Raw genomic sequence first — 16,229 nt, forward strand, 5'->3', positions numbered from 1 at the left:
TAATGACCAATGATAGGGGTTATCAAATACGCAGGTGTAAGCATTTGTCGCTGTTTTAACCGCAAAAAGCCTCGACATCCTGCGGCAAAGTAGCAAAACCGGCAAATTTAGATCGAGTGGTACGTCACACCGTCGATCCAGAGCAGCAGAATCTTGCCAGCCTGTTAAAATGCCCGCCCTTTTGAACAACGACTCCCTGAATTCTGTATGTCCCGACTCAATCCCCGGCAGCAAGAAGCCGTGAACTACGTCGGCGGCCCTCTATTGGTGCTCGCCGGTGCAGGCTCCGGCAAGACCAGCGTGATCACCCGCAAGATCGCGCACCTGATCCAGAGCTGTGGCATCCGCGCCCAGTACATCGTCGCCATGACCTTTACCAACAAGGCCGCGCGCGAGATGAAAGAACGCGTCGGCAGCCTGCTCAAGGGTGGCGAAGGCCGTGGCCTCACGGTGTGTACCTTCCACAACCTGGGGCTGAACATCATCCGTAAGGAGCATGCTCGGCTGGGCTACAAACCGGGCTTCTCGATCTTTGACGAGACCGACGTCAAGGCCCTGATGACCGACATCATGCAGAAGGAATACGCAGGCGACGACGGCGTCGACGAGATCAAAAACATGATCGGCGCCTGGAAAAACGACCTGATCCTCCCCCCGGAGGCCCTGGAAAACGCGCGCAACCCCAAGGAACAGACCGCGGCCATCGTCTACACCCACTACCAGCGCACGCTCAAGGCGTTCAATGCGGTGGACTTCGACGACCTGATCCTGCAGCCGGTCAAGCTGTTCCAGGAACACGCCGACATCCTCGAAAAGTGGCAGAACAAGGTGCGCTACCTGCTGGTGGACGAATACCAGGACACCAACGCCAGCCAGTACTTGCTGGTGAAGTTGCTGATCGGTAAGCGCAACCAGTTCACCGTGGTGGGCGACGATGACCAGTCGATCTACGCCTGGCGCGGCGCCCGCCCGGAAAACCTGATGCTGCTCAAGGTCGACTACCCGTCCTTGAAAGTGGTGATGTTGGAGCAGAACTACCGCTCCACCAGCCGCATCCTGCGCTGCGCCAACGTGCTGATCTCGAACAACCCCCACGAGTTTGAAAAACAGCTGTGGAGTGAGATGGGCCACGGCGATGAGATCCGCGTAATCCGCTGCCGCAACGAAGACGCCGAAGCCGAGCGCGTGGCCGTCGAGCTGCTCACATTGCACCTGCGTACCGATCGGCCCTACAGCGACTTTGCGATCCTGTATCGCGGTAACTACCAGGCCAAGCTGATCGAGCTGAAGTTGCAGCACCACCAGATTCCATATCGTCTGTCGGGGGGCAACAGCTTTTTCGGACGCCAGGAAGTGAAAGACCTGATGGCCTACTTCCGGTTGATCGTTAACCCGGACGACGACAACGCCTTCCTGCGCGTGATCAACGTGCCGCGCCGGGAAATCGGCTCGACGACCCTGGAAAAACTCGGCAACTACGCGACCGAACGCAAGATTTCGATGTACGCCGCCACCGACGAGATAGGCCTGGGCGAGCACTTGGACACGCGCTTCACCGATCGCCTGGCGCGCTTCAAGCGCTTCATGGACAAGGTTCGCGAGCAGTGCGCCGGCGAAGACCCGATCAGCGCCCTGCGCAGCATGGTCATGGACATCGACTACGAAAACTGGCTGCGCACCAACAGCTCCAGCGACAAAGCTGCGGATTACCGCATGGGCAACGTCTGGTTCCTGATCGAAGCGCTGAAGAACACCCTGGAAAAAGACGAAGACGGCGAGATGACCGTTGAAGACGCCATCGGCAAGCTGGTACTGCGCGACATGCTCGAACGTCAGCAGGAAGAGGAAGACGGCGCCGAAGGTGTGCAGATGATGACCTTGCATGCCTCAAAGGGCTTGGAATTCCCCTACGTGTTCATCATGGGGATGGAAGAAGAAATCCTCCCGCACCGCTCCAGCATTGAAGCCGACACCATTGAGGAAGAACGGCGTCTGGCCTACGTGGGTATTACCCGCGCGCGTCAGACCCTGGCCTTCACCTTTGCCGCTAAGCGCAAGCAATACGGCGAGATCATCGATTGTGCCCCCAGCCGGTTCCTGGATGAACTGCCGCCGGATGACCTGGCCTGGGAAGGCAATGACGACACCCCGACCGAGGTGAAAGCCGTACGCGGCAACACCGCCCTGGCGGACATACGCGCGATGTTAAAGCGCTAGAATCGACTACTTTTTAATCTACTTTCGGCGCAGACCGCGCCATTAGAGGAAGCTTTCCGTGGAAGCACTGCACAAGAAAATTCGCGAAGAAGGCATCGTGCTTTCCGATCAGGTACTCAAAGTCGACGCCTTTTTGAACCACCAGATCGACCCGGCGCTGATGAAGCTGATTGGTGATGAATTCGCCGCACTGTTCAAGGACTCGGGCATCACCAAGATCGTCACTATCGAGGCCTCGGGCATTGCGCCGGCGATCATGACCGGCCTGAACCTGGGCGTGCCGGTGATCTTCGCCCGCAAGCAGCAGTCCCTGACCCTGACCGAAAACCTGCTGTCGGCAACGGTGTATTCCTTCACCAAGAAAACCGAGAGCACCGTGGCCATCTCGCCGCGCCACCTGACCAGCAGCGACCGTGTACTGGTGATCGATGACTTCCTGGCCAACGGCAAGGCGTCCCAGGCGCTGATTTCGATCATCAAGCAGGCCGGTGCGACCGTTGCCGGTTTGGGGATTGTGATTGAGAAGTCGTTCCAGGGTGGCCGTGCAGAGCTGGATGCGCAGGGTTATCGGGTTGAGTCGCTGGCGCGGGTGAAATCGCTGGCCGGTGGCGTGGTTACCTTCATCTGAAGCCAACACCGCTTAACATGTGGGAGGGAGCTTGCTCCCGATAGCAGTGGGTCAGCCAATATTTTCGGTGACTGATACACGGCAATCGGGGGCAAGCCCCCTCCCACATTTGCGCTCTATTGTCTGTTAGTGCGCGGTGGCCTGCAGGCCGGCGAGTAACAAGCGCTGATACAGATCCTCCTTCAACCCCTCCGGCTTATCCAGGCACATCCGTTTCAGGTGCTCGGGAAACGCCTCCGGCTCCGGTGCATCCAGCGCCGCCTTGCCCAACTCCAGAATTTCCGTCAGCTTGAATTTGCTCTTGAGCCAGTTCAATGCGCGCAACAGATCCCGCTCTTCGTCCGTGAAATCGCTGCCCAGCGGATACTCCGGGAACAAACGCCGATGCCGCGCCTGGATACCCTGGAGCCGCTCCGGCGTGTTGTCGGTGAAGCGCGGATCCATCTGGAAATCCTTGGGCAACTTGCCAGCCTTTTGCGCCTGCTCAATCAAGTCGGCCTGGAAGCGTGAGTCAGTGATGTTGAGCAACGCCTCAATGACCTTGGCATCCGTCTGCCCGCGCAGGTCGGCAATGCCGTACTCGGTGATGACGATGTCCCGCAGGTGCCGGGGAATGGTGCAGTGTCCGTACTCCCAGACGATATTGGAACTGACCTCCCCCGCCGACTCACGCCAACTGCGCAGGATCAGGATGGAGCGCGCGCCTTCCAGCGCATGCCCCTGAGCCACAAAGTTGTATTGCCCGCCCACGCCGCTGAGCACGCGGCCGTCCTCCAACTGGTCGGCCACGCCTGCGCCCAGCAACGTCACCGTGATCGCGCTGTTGATAAACCGTGCATCCTGGCGCTGCAAACGCTTGAGTTCTTCCTGGCCGTACAGCTCGTTGATATAGCTGATGCGGGTCATGTTGAATTCAAGGCGTTTGGCGTGGGTCATTTCCTGCAAACGCTGGTAAAAACTGCGTGGCCCGAGGAAGAAGCCACCGTGGATCGATACCCCATCGGGCTGCGCCGCATCGTCCAGCAAACCGGCGTTGGCTTGTTCCTGAGTGGCCACATCCGGGTAGACCTTGCGCCGGATAATCCCCGCATCCGCCAGCACCAGCAGGCCGTTGACGAACATTTCGCTGCAACCGTAAAGGCCACGGGCGAAGGGATCGACACCGCCTTCATGGCTGATCAGCGGTGCCCACTGATACACATCCAGATCCGTCAGCAGCAGGCGGTAAGCTTCGTTATCGGCTTGGCGCGCCAGCAAGGCGGCGGTCAACGCATCGCCCATGGAGCCAATACCGATCTGCAAGGTGCCGCCATCGCGCACCAAAGTGCTGGCATGCAGGCCGATGAAATGGTCCTGAAACCCCACCGGCATGTTCGGCGTGGAGAACAGTGTGGTGCTGTCCTTAGCATCGATCAGGTAGTCGAACGCGTCCATGCCCAACTCGGAATCGCCGGGCATGTAGGGCAAATCGGTGTGAACCTGCCCAACGATCAAAACGGTTTCGCCCGCTTCACGGCGCTTGGCGATCATGGGCAGCAGGTCGAGGGTGATGTCGGGGTTGCAGCTCAGGCTCAGGCGGTCCGGGTGTTCCGCGCTGCTCGCGACCAGTTGTGCCACCAGGTTCAGGCCAGCGGCGTTGATATCGCGGGCGGCGTGGCTGTAGTTGCTGCTGACGTAATCCTGCTGGGCCGACGTGCTGTGCAGCAGACTACCGGGCTGCATGAAGAACTGCTGCACGTGGATATTCTTCGGCAAGCTGTCTGAATGCAGCGCGGCGAGAAACTCCAACTCCGGGTAATCCCCAAACACCCGCTCGATAAAGGGTTCAAGAAAGCGCTTCTGCAAGCCATCACCCATTGTCGGACGGCCCAGGCTCAACGCGGTATAGATCGTCAGCGCCCGCTCCGGCAGCTTGGCGATACGCCGGTACAGCGCATTAACGAACAGATTGGGCTTGCCCAGGCCCAGCGGCATGCCCATGTGAATATGCGCTGGCAAACGCGCCAATACGTCGTCAACTGCTTGCTCGATTGAACACAACTGCACCATCCGACCCTCCTGAACATTCCATGATTAGGGGTTGGACCGAGCTTGCCGGGTCTTTGCTGCAAAGAACAGCCTCGACGGGTAAATCACAGGCACAAAAAAGCCGCTCGTAAGCGGCTTTTTTGGCGAAGATCGGCAGGTTACAGGCCGGACATCTTCTTGATCGCGCCTTTAAGCTCTTCATCCGAGCAATCAGCACAGGTGCCTTTAGGTGGCATGGCGTTGATGCCGGTGATCGCCTTGGCCAGGATGCCGTCGAGACCGCCCTGGTGGTCGGCGCGTTCTTTCCAGGCGGCGGTGTCGCCGATTTTCGGCGCGTTCAGCAGGCCGGTACCGTGGCACGCGTTGCAGTGTTTGGCGATGATGTCATCCGGCGTTTTCGCGCCGCCGCCGCCGCCCGCTGCCACGGCGACTTCCATGCCTTTGCATTCCTCGCCCTGGACGCAGACCTGGCCCACCGGCTCCAGACGCTTGGCAATATCATCATTGGTCGCAGCTTGTGCGCTCACAGCCCATAGGGCCAATACGGTTGCTGGTGCAGCCAGCATTTTCATAATTAGGTTCACGCGTTCACCCTCAATGGTGGCTATTCACGCCTGCGGCCACGGTTTCGCAGGCGGCGAAAGTATAACGGTTAGCCCGCCGGGCCGAAACAACCCTATTAAATAAAGGGAGATTCAGCCTCGCGGAATACAGCTCGGGTGTCTCTGCAACGCTGGCAGGACGCCTCTATTCTTAAAAGTTCGCGGGTGTGGCTGCGCTGATTAGTCGCGCCGGTACGTCGAACGGATTTCGAAAACGATGGGGCTTGGTACTTTCAAAGTAGTAGCTATCGCCAGCTTCGAGCACAAAAGTTTCAAGACCGACCACCAATTCAAGGCGACCTTCCACCAGAATCCCGGTTTCTTCGCCTTCGTGGGTGAGCATTTCTTCGCCAGTGTCGGCGCCCGGTGGGTAGATCTCGTTGAGAAACGCGATGGCCCGGCTCGGGTGCGCTCGACCCACCAGTTTCATGGTGACGGCGCCGTCAGAGATGTCGATCAGCTCATTGGCTTTATAGACGATCTGTGTCGGTATTTCCTGGAGGATCTCTTCGGAAAAGAACTCGACCATGGACATGGGGATGCCGCCCAGCACCTTGCGCAAGGAGCTGATCGAGGGGCTGACACTGTTTTTTTCGATCATCGAAATGGTGCTGTTGGTGACGCCCGCGCGCTTGGCGAGTTCACGCTGGGAAAGACCCTTCAGCTTGCGGATGGATTGCAGTCGTTCGCCGACGTCCAATGCGGGAGCCTCCTAGGATTCAGGCTTTGTTGTAATTGAGCGTTATCATGGCGACAGCGTTCAGTATTTACAACACTTGGGCCTAAATCCCAGGAAGCTGTGTTCGTGCCTGACCGTCAAGCGCCGGAATAGAGCCTTGGCACCCGGCGCAGGTTGCAGAAGATCTGGTAGGGAATGGTCTCAGCGGCAACCGCGACGTCACTGGCGAGGATGTTCTTGCCCCACAGCTCCACCGTAGAGCCAAGACCTGCCTCAGGGACGTCAGTTAGATCGATGCACAGCATGTCCATGGACACGCGCCCCAGCAATTGGCTGCGCTGCCCCGCCACCAACACAGGCGTGCCGGTAGGCGCGTGGCGCGGGTAGCCGTCGGCATAACCCATGGCAACCACGCCGATACGCATCGGTTTAGGCGTGATAAACCGGGCGCCGTAGCCCACTGGCTCGCCGGCCGGCAGTTCGCGTACACAGATCACTTTCGATTCCAGGGTCATCACCGGCTGCAGACGTGCGGCAATGGAATGGTCTTCGCCAAACGGCGTCGCGCCATAAAGCATGATGCCGGGGCGCACCCAGTCGCTGGTCATGCGCGGCCAGCCCAGCACCGACGGCGAATTGCGCAGGCTGACCTCGGCCGCCAGGCCTTGGCGCGCCGCCTCAAACACCGCGACTTGCTCGTTGCTGCTGACGCAATCGAGTTCATCGGCGCGAGCAAAGTGGCTCATCAATACGATTTTCGCGACTTTGCCGCTGGCCAGCAGGCGCTGGTAGGCCTCGTGATAATCCTTTGGATGCAGGCCGACGCGATGCATACCCGAATCCAGTTTGAGCCAGATGGTCAGGGGTTTGCTCAGTTTGGCCTGTTCGATCGCCTCCAGTTGCCACAAAGAATGCACTACGCACCACAAATCATGCTCGATGATCAGCGGCAACTCGTCGGCTTCGAAGAAACCTTCCAGCAGCAGCACCGGCGCCCGAATACCGGCGGCGCGCAGCTCCAGGGCTTCCTCGATGCATGCCACGGCAAACCCATCTGCCTCGGCTTCCAGCGCCTGGGCCACACGCACGGCACCATGGCCGTAGGCGTCGGCCTTGACCACGGCAAGGGCCTTGGCCCCCGTAATTTCACGGGCCAGTTGGTAGTTGTGGCGCAGGGCTTGGAGGTCGATCAGGGCACGGGCAGGACGCATGGCGGCAGGCTTCTAGGCGGCTAAGTGAAGAAAAAACCGGCACCGACCAACAGCTTCGGCACCGGGAGAGGGATCGTTGTTTAAGGCAGCGCGGCCACGACGGACAGCTCTACCAGGATTTCTGGTTCGCACAATTTGGCCTCGACAGTGGCGCGGGCCGGAGCGACGCCTTTTGGCAGCCACTTGTCCCACACCGCGTTCATGCCGGCGAAATCGGCGTCGATGTCTTTCAGGTAGATCGTCACCGACAGCAGCTTGGTCTTGTCGGTGCCGGCCAGGTCCAGCAAACGCTCGATATTGGCGAGGGTTTCACGGGTCTGCTGTTCAATCCCGGCGTTCATGTCGTCGCCGACTTGCCCGGCCAGATACACGGTACCGCTGTGGACTACGATCTGGCTCATGCGCTCATTGGTGAGCTGGCGCTGGATTGACATGTTGTGCGGACTCCTGGTGGTTGCCGTAACGGGAAATATCGAGGCCTGCGGCGCTGATCTGCGGGGTTTTCTTAGCCATCAGATCAGCCAGCAAACGACCGGAACCGCAGGCCATGGTCCAACCGAGGGTGCCGTGGCCGGTGTTCAGGAACAGATTCTTGAACGGGGTGGCACCGACAATTGGTGTGCCGTCGGGTGTAGTCGGGCGCAGGCCGGTCCAGAACTCGGCGGTTGCCAGATCGCCGCCCTGAGGATAAAGGTCGTTGACGATCATCTCCAGGGTTTCACGCCGACGCGGGTTAAGCGACAGGTCAAAACCGGCTATTTCAGCCATGCCTCCGACGCGAATGCGGTTGTCGAAACGGGTGATCGCGACCTTGTAGGTCTCGTCAAGAATGGTCGAAGTCGGCGCCATCGCAGGGTTAGTGATCGGCACTGTCAGCGAGTAGCCCTTGAGCGGGTAAACCGGCGCCTTGATCCCCAGCGGCTTGAGCAGCTTCGGCGAGTAGCTGCCGAGCGCGAGCACATAGCGGTCGGCGGTTTCCAGCTTGCCGTCGATCCACACGCCGTTGATGCGGTCACCGGCGCGGTCGAGGCGCTGGATGTCCTGTTCAAAGCGAAACTCCACGCCCAACTGCTTGCACATCTCGGCCAGGCGGGTGGTGAACATCTGGCAGTCGCCAGTCTGGTCGTTCGGCAGGCGCAAGGCACCTGCAAGGATATCGGTGACATTGGCCAGGGCCGGCTCAACGCGGGCAATGCCGGCGCGGTCGAGCAGTTCGAAGGGCACGCCGGATTCTTTCAATACCGCGATGTCTTTGGCGGCCCCATCCAACTGGGCCTGAGTGCGGAACAGTTGAGTAGTCCCCAGGCTGCGACCTTCGTAGGCAATGCCGGTCTCGGCGCGCAACTCGTCGAGGCAGTCACGGCTGTACTCGGACAAGCGCACCATCCGCTCCTTGTTCACCGCATAACGGCTGGCGGTGCAGTTGCGCAGCATCTGCGCCATCCACAGGTATTGATCGATATCGGCCGTGGCCTTGATCGCCAGCGGTGCGTGGCGTTGCAGCAGCCATTTGATGGCCTTGAGCGGCACACCTGGCGCGGCCCATGGCGAAGCGTAGCCTGGGGACACTTGGCCGGCGTTGGCGAAACTGGTTTCCATGGCAGCAGCGGGCTGACGGTCGACCACAACGACTTCAAAGCCAGCCCGAGCCAAATAGTAGGCACTGGTCACACCAATGACGCCGCTACCCAAGACCAGAACGCGCATTTTTATATCCTCATCGCGGGCTTAGCCGCTGACGTGTGTTATTCGAGCAATGATGGGCGCAGTATAAAAAGCAATCACCAGTGCATTTCACTATATAAATGCCTATATTTGGCGACAATTCTCGGCAAAAACCCTTTTCACAGAGGCGTATCCCCTATGCGTACCAACACCCAGACCAAACGGGAACTGGACAAGATCGACCGCAACATTCTGCGCATCCTGCAGACCGACGGGCGTATCTCGTTCACAGAGCTGGGGGAAAAGGTCGGGTTGTCGACCACGCCATGCACCGAACGGGTCCGCCGGCTGGAGCGTGAAGGGATCATCATGGGCTATAACGCGCGGCTCAATCCCCAGCATTTGAAGGGCAGTTTGCTGGTATTTGTCGAGATCAGCCTCGATTACAAATCCGGCGACACCTTTGAAGAGTTCCGCCGCGCCGTACTGAAACTGCCCCATGTGCTGGAATGCCACCTGGTGTCCGGCGACTTCGATTACCTGGTGAAAGCGCGGATTTCCGAGATGGCGTCGTACCGCAAATTGCTGGGGGACATTCTGCTCAAGCTGCCCCATGTGCGGGAGTCCAAGAGCTATATCGTGATGGAAGAGGTGAAAGAGAGCCTGAACCTGCCGATTCCTGACTAACCGACGCAACGCCCTCCCGCATTTTGATCGAGTACACCCGCTAGACGAGTACTTGCCGGGTGCTCGCCATGTACTCATGGATTTGCTTCTCCACCCGAGGATGAATCAGCTCCACCGGCCGCCGCCCATTGGGGCACGGCAAGGTCGAAGTGGTACCGAACAACCGGCAGATCAGCGGCCGTTCGTCATACACCGTGCAGCCGTTGGGCCCTAGGTGCACGCAGTTCAGTTCGTCCATGGCCGCGTCCTGCTCGGCGGCGGTCTTACGCGGCAGGCGCGACATTTCCTCGGGCGATGTGGTCACCGGCCCACAGCAGTCGTGACAACCGGGGACGCACTCGAACGAAGGAATCTGACGGCGCAATGCGCTGACTTTCTGACTGTTGCAACTCATCGAAACACGTACCGAACGGCAAATAGGCGTGGATTCTGACGCAAAACGCCCTGCGCAGACAGCTTCGCCCGACCGTTGTATCCTGCGTCAAATTTTCCAAACAGGGATTCCGCCCATGATCGCCAGCGCCCGGCACACCGCTTCCTACTACGCCGCCAGCAGCGTGCCGCAACCCGATTACCCGGCGTTGACAGGCGAAGTGACTGCCGACGTGTGTGTGATCGGCGGGGGGTTTTCCGGGCTTAACACCGCCCTGGAACTGGCCGAGCGCGGCTTGCGCGTGGTGTTGCTGGAAGCGCGCAAGATCGCCTGGGGCGCCAGCGGGCGTAATGGCGGGCAACTGATTCGCGGCGTCGGCCACGGCCTGGACCAGTTCACCAACGTGATCGGCGCCGATGGCGTGCGCGAGATGAAGTTGATGGGCTTGGAGGCTGTGGAGATCGTGCGCGAGCGTGTCGAGCGCTACCAGATCCCCTGCGACCTGACGTGGGGCTACTGCGACCTTGCCAACAGGCCTCGTGACCTGCACGGCCTGGCCGAAGACGCCGAAGAACTGCGCAGCCTGGGCTATCGCCATGAAGTGCGCCTACTGCAAGCCGCCGAGATGGGCAGTGTGATCGGTTCCGACCGCTATGTGGGCGGCATGATCGACATGGGTTCAGGCCACCTGCACCCGCTGAACCTGGCGCTCGGCGAAGCGGCCGCCGCACAGGGGTTGGGCGTGCAGTTGTTTGAGCAGTCCGAAGTGACGCGCATCGACTACGGCCCCGAGGTCAAGGTGTATACCGCCAATGGCCATGTGCGTGCCAAGACTCTGGTGCTGGCCTGCAACGCCTACCTCAACGGCCTCAACCCACACCTGAGCGGCAAAGTGCTGCCCGCCGGAAGCTACATCATCGCCACCGAACCTTTGAGCGAAGCTCAGGCCGCCAGCCTGTTGCCGCAAAACATGGCGGTGTGCGACCAACGAGTGACGGTGGACTACTTCCGCCTGTCCGCCGACCGTCGCCTGCTGTTCGGGGGGGCGTGCCACTACTCCGGTCGTGATCCCCAGGACATCAGCGCCTACATGCGGCCGAAAATGCTACAGGTGTTCCCACAGTTGGCCGACGCAAAAATCGACTATCAGTGGGGCGGCATGATCGGCATCGGCGCCAATCGCTTGCCGCAGATCGGCCGGTTGGCGGATCAACCCAACGTGTATTACGCCCAGGCCTACGCGGGCCATGGCCTGAACGCCACGCACCTGGCAGGCAAGCTGCTGGCCGAAGCCATCAGCGGCCAACAGCAAGGGCGTTTCGATCTGTTCGCAAAGGTGCCGCACATCACCTTCCCCGGCGGCAAGCACCTGCGCTCGCCGCTGCTGGCGCTGGGGATGCTCTGGCACCGCCTCAAAGAGCTGGTGTGATCAACCGCGCCAGAAAGGCTTCAAGCCTTCCTGGCATGCCTGTTCGACAGTCAGCCCGATATCCTGCAATTGCTCGCAGGTCAGCGTCAGCAGGGCCTTGCGGGTATGGCGACGATGCCAGAACAGGCTCCAGCGGTTACCCGTCAGCGCAGACAGTGCCCGCTGCTGCCCTGCTTCCAGTTCCTGACTGTGTAACGCCAGCCTCACATCGCTCATGCCGTTCATTTTGTTGCCCCTCAGTGGCGTGTTGCCTTGAGTGACAAGAATGGGCGATCGGCAAAAACCATTACAGATTCAACCCACCTTTATTAAATCCATACAGACACTGCCTCTGAGCGGCTGAATCCTGTATTTTCCCCCTATCTGTACTGGTCCATTGGGAGTGACCGTCATGACCCTCTATGTCAACCTCGCCGAATTGCTGGGCACTCGTATCGAACAGGGCTTCTATCGCCCCGGTGATCGATTGCCATCTGTACGAGCCTTGAGCGTGGAACACGGGGTCAGCCTGAGCACCGTGCAACAGGCTTATCGCGTGCTGGAAGACAACGGTCTGGCGATGCCCAAGCCCAAGTCCGGCTACTTTGTACCCGTCGGCCGCGAGCTGCCGGCATTGCCGGAGGTGGGCCGGCCAGCACAGCGGCCGGTGGAAATCTCTCAGTGGGACCAAGTGCTGGAACTGATTCGCGCCGTGCCACGCAAAGACGTCATACAGATGGGCCGGGGCATGCCGGATGTATTGTCGCCCACCCTGAAGCCCTTGTTGCGCAGCCTCGCGCGCGTAAGCCGGCGTCAGGATCTGCCCGGGCTGTACTACGACAACATCCTCGGCTGTATGGAATTACGTGAGCAAATCGCACGGCTGTCATTGGATTCCGGCTGCCAACTGACCGCCGAAGACATCGTAATCACCACTGGCTGCCATGAGGCGCTGTCCGCCAGCATCCACGCTATCTGTGATCCTGGGGATATCGTCGCGGTGGACTCGCCGAGCTTTCACGGCGCCATGCAGACCCTCAAGGGGCTGGGCATGAAAGCCTTGGAGATTCCCACCGACCCCATCACCGGCATCAGCCTTGAAGCACTGGAACTAGCCTTGGAGCAGTGGCCGATCAAGGTCATCCAGTTGACCCCCAACTGCAATAACCCCTTGGGCTACATCATGCCGGAGGCACGCAAACGCGCACTGCTGACCCTGGCCCAACGCTTTGACGTGGCAATCATCGAAGACGACGTCTATGGCGAATTGGCCTACAGCTACCCGCGCCCGCGCACTATCAAATCCTTCGACGAAGACGGCCGAGTGCTGCTCTGCAGCTCCTTCTCGAAAACCCTTGCGCCGGGCCTGCGTATTGGCTGGGTAGCACCGGGGCGCTACCTTGAGCGGGTACTGCACATGAAATACATCAGCACCGGCTCCACCGCGACCCAACCGCAGATCGCGATTGCCGAATTTCTCAAGGGCGGGCATTTCGAACCTCATTTGCGGCGGATGCGCACTCAATACCAGCGTAATCGCGACTTGATGCTCGATTGGGTCAGCCGCTATTTCCCGGCGGGCACCCGCGCCAGCCGCCCCCAAGGCAGCTTCATGCTCTGGGTGGAATTGCCCGAAGGCTTCGATACCCTCAAGCTCAACCGGGTGCTGGTGGAACAGGGTGTACAGATTGCGGTAGGCAGTATCTTTTCTGCGTCGGGCAAGTACCGCAACTGCCTGCGCATGAACTACGGTGCTAAACCAACCCCGCAGATTGAAGAAGCGGTACGCAAGGTCGGTGCCGCCGCGATAAAGATGTTGGCCGAGTCGACCGACTGACCTTTCGCGGGAAATTGCCGTCATATGCCGACAACTGCCCTGATCTGGAAGCGCCTCCCTTGATGATTCGACGGCTTTTACCGCTTTTCCTGCTGGGAGCACTGAGCCTGGGTGGCTGCGCCACGGTGAGCACTGAGCGCATCCCCAGCGACGCACTGCCGGCTGCACAGTCGTCGTTCGGCCGCTCGATCCAGGCACAGGCCGCGCCTTACCAGGGGCGCTCCGGTTTCCGCCTGCTGCCCAACAGCAGCGAAGCCTTCATGGCCCGCGCCGAGCTGATCCGTAACGCCCAGACCAGCCTCGATCTGCAGTACTACATCGTCCACGACGGCATCAGTACGCGCATGCTGGTAGATGAACTGCTCAAAGCCGCCGACCGTGGCGTGCGCGTGCGCATCCTGCTGGACGACACCACCAGCGACGGCCTCGACCAAATCATCGCCACCCTCGCCGCCCACCCCAAGATCGAAATTCGCCTGTTCAACCCCCTGCACCTGGGGCGCAGCACGGGTGTGACGCGGGCCATGGGTCGCCTGTTCGACCTGTCGCTGCAACACCGGCGCATGCACAACAAGTTGTGGCTGGCGGACAACAGCGTGGCCATCGTCGGCGGGCGAAATCTGGGGGATGAGTATTTCGACGCCGAGCCCAATCTGAACTTCACCGATATCGACATGCTCAGCGTCGGGCCGGTGGCCGAGCAGCTCGGGCACAGTTTCGATCAGTACTGGAACAGCGCCCTGAGCAAACCCATCGACGACTTCGTCTCAAACAGCCCCTCCAAAGGCGACCTGGCCGTCGCGCGCGTGCGCCTGGAGGCGTCGTTGGCCGAGTCGCGCCAGCAGAATCACGCGCTGTACAACCGCCTGCGCGCCTACCAGACCCAACCGCGCATGGACATCTGGCGTCGCGAGTTGATCTGGGCCTGGAATCAGGCGTTGTGGGACGCGCCGAGCAAGGTGCTGTCCAAGGCCGACCCAGACCCACGCCTACTGCTGACCACCCAACTGGCGCCGGAGCTGGAGGGTGTCAACCAAGAGCTGATAATGATCTCGGCGTACTTCGTACCGGGGCAGCCAGGACTGGTGTACCTAACGGGGCGCGCCGACGCGGGTGTGTCCGTGAGCCTGCTGACCAACTCCCTTGAAGCCACCGACGTGCCGGCGGTGCACGGTGGCTATGCGCCGTATCGCAAGGCGCTGCTGGAGCACGGAGTCAAACTCTATGAACTACGCCGCCAACCGGGCGACGGGGGTGGCAGCGGCCCGCACTTGTTTCGCCGGGGCACCTTCCGAGGTTCGGATTCCAGCCTGCACAGCAAGGCAATGATCTTTGATCGGACGAAATCGTTTATCGGCTCGTTCAACTTCGACCCACGCTCTGTGCTGTGGAACACCGAAGTCGGTGTCCTGGTGGACAGCCCCGAACTGGCGGAACACGTGCGCAAACTGGCGCTGCAAGGCATGGCGCCCGCCTTGAGTTATGAGGCGAAACTGCAGGACGGCAACGTGGTGTGGGTGACCGAAGATAACGGTCAACTGCACACCCTGACCCGCGAACCTGGCAGTTGGTGGCGGCGCTTCAATGCCTGGTTTGCCACTTCGGTCGGCCTGGAACGCATGCTCTAAGCACAATGAAGATCCAATGCGGGAGAGGGCTTGCCCCCCTTCCACATTCGATCGCCTTTCAAATCAGGCTGGCTGTGCGGTACCGAATGCGCCCTGGCGCAGCAACAGCACCACCAACCCCAACGCCCCGGCTGCCATTAACAGCGGCAGCGCATGCCCGTTGATCCACTGGCTGCCCGCACCGGCCACCAGCGGGCCAACCAGGCACCCGATGCCCCACAACTGAGCGATATGGGCATTGGCGCGCACCAGCGCATCGTCACGATAGCGCTCGCCAATCAGGATCAACGAGAGGGTAAACAACCCGCCAGCACTGGCGCCGAACACTACCCATATCGGCCAGATCAACAGCGTGTGCAACGTCAATGGGATCGCCAGGCTGGACGCCAGTAACAGCACCGCGCAACTCAGAAACAGCGTACGTCGAGGCAGGTAGTCGGCCAGCGCACCGATGGGCAATTGCAGCAGCGCATCGCCGACCACCACCGTGCTGACCATCGCCAAGGCGATCTCGGCAGTAAAACCCTGTTGCAGGCAATACACCGGCAGCAGCGTCAGGATCATTGCCTCGAACGCGGCGAACAGCGCCACCGCCCAGGCGATCGCCGGCAGGCTCTTACAGAAGCGCCACAGGTCAGCGAAGGTCACGCTGAACGAGTCAGCGGTGGGCGCACCTGAGCGTCCCAGCAGCAACAGCGGCGCCACCAGCAACAGGCCAACGCCGACCCAGAGGCCGTAGTCATGGTCGGTGCCAATCAGGCCTAGCAGCAATGGGCCCGAGAGCTGGCTCAGGGCATAACTGCAGCCATATAACGCCACCAGGCGGCCGCGCCACTGCTCCACCACCAGTTGGTTGATCCAGCTTTCGCCGAGGATAAACACAATGGTCAGAATCACCCCGATCATCAGCCGCAGCACCAGCCATACGGGGTAACTGGGCAGAATCGCCAGCAAACCGATGGACACAGCCCCCGCCCACAGGCACAGGCGCATCAGGTTGGCAGTGCCGAGCCAGGAGGCCAGCCGACTGGAGACCTTGGCACCGAGCAATACGCCGAAGGCCGGCATGGCGGCCATCACGCCAATGGCGAAACTGCCGTAACCCCAGCCTTCCAGGCGCAGGGACACCAGCGGCATGCTCACCCCCAGGGCCAGACCGACACTGAGTACCGAGGCCAACACGGCGAAATAGGTCGCCCAACGCATTGCCACACTCCTGTGGATAATTCTTGAGGACACACAAAGCAGTGTGGGAGGGGGATTGCC

The 16,229-nt window shown here is 60.5% G+C and carries 15 protein-coding genes; 6 read left to right on the forward strand and 9 right to left on the reverse strand.

Translation table 11 applies throughout. From position 1 onward, the window contains the following. Positions 1-207 precede the first annotated feature (207 nt). Both rep and G9Q84_RS05630 read left to right on the forward strand, forming a co-directional pair. Complete coding sequence (rep, locus tag G9Q84_RS05625) at positions 208-2,217, forward strand: DNA helicase Rep (RefSeq protein WP_095185200.1); 2,010 nt, start codon at positions 208-210, stop codon at positions 2,215-2,217. Positions 2,218-2,275: 58 nt separating this feature from the next. Further along, complete coding sequence (locus G9Q84_RS05630) at positions 2,276-2,845, forward strand: xanthine phosphoribosyltransferase (RefSeq protein WP_003176890.1); 570 nt, start codon at positions 2,276-2,278, stop codon at positions 2,843-2,845. A gap of 126 nt (positions 2,846-2,971) precedes the next feature. Here G9Q84_RS05630 and G9Q84_RS05635 read toward each other — a convergent pair whose 3' ends face one another. The 6 genes from G9Q84_RS05635 to dadA form a co-directional block, all read right to left on the reverse strand. Further along, entirely contained in the window at positions 2,972-4,894 is a 1,923-nt protein-coding gene (locus G9Q84_RS05635) for an acetyl-CoA hydrolase/transferase C-terminal domain-containing protein (RefSeq protein WP_032884379.1), read from the reverse strand. A 137-nt stretch (positions 4,895-5,031) separates the two neighbouring features. Next, complete coding sequence (locus tag G9Q84_RS05640) at positions 5,032-5,445, reverse strand: c-type cytochrome (RefSeq protein ID WP_032884380.1); 414 nt, start codon at positions 5,443-5,445, stop codon at positions 5,032-5,034. 181 nt (positions 5,446-5,626) lie between these two features. Further along, entirely contained in the window at positions 5,627-6,175 is a 549-nt protein-coding gene (locus G9Q84_RS05645) for a cupin domain-containing protein (RefSeq protein WP_003176893.1), read from the reverse strand. A gap of 116 nt (positions 6,176-6,291) precedes the next feature. Next, positions 6,292-7,365 carry an alanine racemase gene (gene alr, locus G9Q84_RS05650; RefSeq protein ID WP_181643008.1) on the reverse strand — a complete coding sequence of 358 codons (1,074 nt, stop codon included), beginning with the start codon at positions 7,363-7,365 and terminating at the stop codon, positions 6,292-6,294. An 80-nt stretch (positions 7,366-7,445) separates the two neighbouring features. Then, on the reverse strand, positions 7,446-7,799 hold the full coding sequence (locus G9Q84_RS05655) for a RidA family protein (RefSeq protein WP_017135862.1): 354 nt from the start codon (positions 7,797-7,799) through the stop codon (positions 7,446-7,448). Further along, positions 7,771-9,072: a D-amino acid dehydrogenase gene (gene dadA / locus G9Q84_RS05660; protein ID WP_032884384.1), complete on the reverse strand. Its 1,302-nt coding sequence runs from the start codon at positions 9,070-9,072 to the stop codon at positions 7,771-7,773. Before dadA ends, G9Q84_RS05655 begins: the two co-directional genes overlap by 29 nt. A 156-nt stretch (positions 9,073-9,228) precedes the next feature. Here dadA and G9Q84_RS05665 point away from each other — a divergent pair, with 156 nt between their 5' ends. Next, on the forward strand, positions 9,229-9,717 hold the full coding sequence (locus tag G9Q84_RS05665; protein WP_003176896.1) for an Lrp/AsnC ligand binding domain-containing protein: 489 nt from the start codon (positions 9,229-9,231) through the stop codon (positions 9,715-9,717). Between the two features lie 40 nt (positions 9,718-9,757). Here the strand turns inward: G9Q84_RS05665 and G9Q84_RS05670 are convergent, their stop codons facing one another. Further along, entirely contained in the window at positions 9,758-10,111 is a 354-nt protein-coding gene (locus G9Q84_RS05670; RefSeq protein WP_032884386.1) for a YkgJ family cysteine cluster protein, read from the reverse strand. 115 nt (positions 10,112-10,226) lie between these two features. Between G9Q84_RS05670 and G9Q84_RS05675 the strand changes: the two genes are divergently transcribed. Next, a complete protein-coding gene (locus tag G9Q84_RS05675) occupies positions 10,227-11,519 on the forward strand; it encodes an NAD(P)/FAD-dependent oxidoreductase (protein WP_095185202.1) in 1,293 nt (430 codons plus the stop codon). Here the strand turns inward: G9Q84_RS05675 and G9Q84_RS05680 are convergent, their stop codons facing one another. Further along, positions 11,520-11,744, reverse strand: a complete 225-nt coding sequence (locus G9Q84_RS05680) for a DUF1127 domain-containing protein (RefSeq protein ID WP_181643009.1) — start codon at positions 11,742-11,744, stop codon at positions 11,520-11,522. A gap of 166 nt (positions 11,745-11,910) precedes the next feature. On the opposite strand from G9Q84_RS05680, the gene G9Q84_RS05685 reads away from it, so the two are divergent. Together G9Q84_RS05685 and G9Q84_RS05690 are read left to right on the forward strand one after the other, a co-directional pair. After that, positions 11,911-13,335 (forward strand): aminotransferase-like domain-containing protein, encoded by a 1,425-nt coding sequence (locus tag G9Q84_RS05685; protein WP_032884391.1) that lies wholly within the window; start codon positions 11,911-11,913, stop codon positions 13,333-13,335. Positions 13,336-13,397: 62 nt separating this feature from the next. Then, positions 13,398-14,963, forward strand: a complete 1,566-nt coding sequence (locus tag G9Q84_RS05690) for a phospholipase D family protein (RefSeq protein ID WP_095185204.1) — start codon at positions 13,398-13,400, stop codon at positions 14,961-14,963. Positions 14,964-15,026: 63 nt separating this feature from the next. On the opposite strand, the gene G9Q84_RS05695 is transcribed toward G9Q84_RS05690, so the two are convergent. Beyond that, positions 15,027-16,169 carry an MFS transporter gene (locus G9Q84_RS05695; RefSeq protein WP_181643010.1) on the reverse strand — a complete coding sequence of 381 codons (1,143 nt, stop codon included), beginning with the start codon at positions 16,167-16,169 and terminating at the stop codon, positions 15,027-15,029. Between the last annotated feature and the right edge of the window lie 60 nt (positions 16,170-16,229).

This window comes from Pseudomonas sivasensis, from assembly GCF_013778505.1.
Classification (GTDB): Bacteria; Pseudomonadota; Gammaproteobacteria; order Pseudomonadales; family Pseudomonadaceae; genus Aquipseudomonas; species Aquipseudomonas sivasensis.